The organism is Protofrankia sp. Cr1 (genome assembly GCF_963555865.1).
Classification (GTDB): Bacteria; Actinomycetota; Actinomycetes; order Frankiales; family Frankiaceae; genus Protofrankia.
Map to the genome: position 1 here is coordinate 15,404 of NZ_CAUVXO010000045.1, position 2,274 is coordinate 17,677.

At 71.6% G+C, this 2,274-nt stretch carries 2 protein-coding genes; one reads left to right on the plus strand and one right to left on the minus strand.

The features are described from left to right. Window positions 1-90 precede the first annotated feature (90 nt). A complete protein-coding gene (murC, locus tag U9980_RS06665) occupies window positions 91-1,524 on the minus strand; it encodes a UDP-N-acetylmuramate--L-alanine ligase (protein ID WP_322767133.1) in 1,434 nt (477 codons plus the stop codon). Window positions 1,525-1,694: 170 nt separating this feature from the next. Here murC and U9980_RS06670 point away from each other — a divergent pair, with 170 nt between their 5' ends. Beyond that, entirely contained in the window at window positions 1,695-2,267 is a 573-nt protein-coding gene (locus U9980_RS06670) for a Uma2 family endonuclease (RefSeq protein ID WP_322767134.1), read from the plus strand. Window positions 2,268-2,274: the final 7 nt, after the last annotated feature.

Below are 2,274 nucleotides of genomic sequence, written 5' to 3' on the forward strand. Positions count from 1 at the left end.
TCGCCGAGCACGGTCCCATATCCGCGTCGGCTACGTCACTGTCCGCCAGCCGACATGGCGCTGACATGCGGCACGTCTGCCCGAGCGCCGCTATCCCAACGCGTCGAGTACCCACCGACCCACGTCGGTTATCGTGCCGGCCCCCAGGGTCAGCAGCAGGACGCCGTCCGGCGCGGCCGGCAGACTGACCGACAGGTCGGTGGTGAGCCGGTCGGCGAGTTCCGCCCATGGGACGTAGTACGTCGTCTCCGGCACGAAGATCTTCTTGGCGAGGTCGCAGGCGTGCAGCCCCAGGGTGTCGTGCTCACGAGCGGCGTAGATGTCGGTGACGTACACCCGGTCGGCATCGGTGAACGCCTCGGCAAAATCATCCATCAGGGCGGCGAGCCGGCTGAACGTGTGCGGCTGCACGGCAACCCACACCCGGCGCGAGCCGGCCCGCTGGCGGGCCGCTGCCAGCGTCACCCTGATCTCGGTCGGGTGGTGGGCGTAGTCATCGACGATCTCCAACGGTCCGTGGCGGTCGGTCGATGCGGCGATGCCGACCCGCTCGAACCGGCGGGCCGCACCGGTGTAGGTCGCAAGGGTCGCGAGAGTGTCGGGCACGGCAAGGCCCCGCTCCGCGGCGACGGCGAGCGCCGCGAGCGCGTTGAGAACGGTGTGGACGCCCGGCAACGCAAGCGTGAGCGTCCCGATGTCGTGCCCGTCCCGGCTGACCGTGGCCTGGATGCCGCCGTCCGGCGTCGGGCGCGGGTCCACCGCCCGCCAGGTCCGGGCGGCCTGGAGACCGTAGTCGACGACTCTGGCATGCCCGGCCGGCAGAGCCGCGAGCACCGCCTGAACGCCGGGATGGTCCCCGCAGACGACCAGCGTCCCGCCGGGGCGGACCCGCGCGGCGAACGCGGTGAAGGCCACGCGCACGGCCGCCTCATCGGGGAAGAGGTCGGGATGCTCCCACTCGACGTTGGTGATCACGGCAAGCGCGGGGTCGAGGTTCGCGAACGCCCCGCCGTACTCGTCGGCCTCCAGGACGAACAGCGCTCCGGCTCCGACCAGCGCGTTGCCACCGAGCTGCGCGACCTCGGCGCCGATCACCGCGGTCGGGTCGACCCCGGCGGCCCGCAACACCAGGGCGAGCATCGCGGACGTGGTGGTCTTGCCGTGCGAGCCGGCGACCGCGATCAGGTCGTAGCCGGCGGTCAGTTGCGGCAGCCAGTCGCTGCGTCGGCGGACCGGGACACCGCACCGCCGTGCGGCCGCCAGCTCAGGATGGTCATCGGGGAACGCGCTGGACGCCACGACGACGTCCACGCCGGTCAGTTCCGCGGCCAGCACGGCCGGGTCGGTGACGGCTCCGACCCGAACCCGGGCGCCGGCGGCGCGCAGAGCGTCCAGGCGGGGTGCGTCCTGGGCGTCGCTGCCGCTGACCATCCCGCCACTGGCCAGGTGGATGTGGGCGAGCGCGGACAGGCCCGCCCCGGCTATTCCGAGGAAGCGAACGTGCTGAGGGTTCTCACCGGTCACGACAGGCAGTGAACACCACGCCGGGCTCCGGTTCCCCACGGCCACGCCCCGTTTCCCACGGCCACGGCCACGGCCACGCCCCGCGCCCCGCGCCCCGCGCCCCGCCGCTGCACACGACCACCGTTACACTGAAGATCGGATACTGCTCGGGCAGCCGAGGGGAGATCGGCATGACGGTCGTCCACCCGACGCCCCCGTTGGTGGTGCAGCTGCCCGGACGAGCACTCACTTTGGACGACGTGACCCAGCTGGCCGCGGCCGACGAGCTCCATCGATACGAACTCGCCGAGGGGAACCTGCTGGTCATGCCGCCAGCCGACACCGAAGACGCCACGCTGATCACACAGCTCGTGGTATGGCTGGTCACCAACGGTTACAGCCCCGACCGGGTGCTGGCCACGCCCGGTCTCCGGATCACCGAATCATCCAGTGGCCGTAGTCCCGACGTGCTCGTCCTGCGCCGCCCGGCCCCGCGAGGCACCGTGTGGATCGACCCGGCCGACACCCTGCTCGTGGTGGAGGTCGTCTCCCCGGGCTCGGAGAACCTGGACCGCACGATCAAACCGGGTGAGTACGCCCGCGCCGGTATCGCCCGATTCTGGCGGATCGAACGGGACGGCGGTCCGGCGACAGCCCACATATACGCGCTGGGTAGCGACGAGCGGGGCGAACCGGCCTACATCAGCCACCGGGCCGTGCTGCTCGACGAACTCCTCGCCGCCGCACCGCCACACCTGTCCTGACCATCTT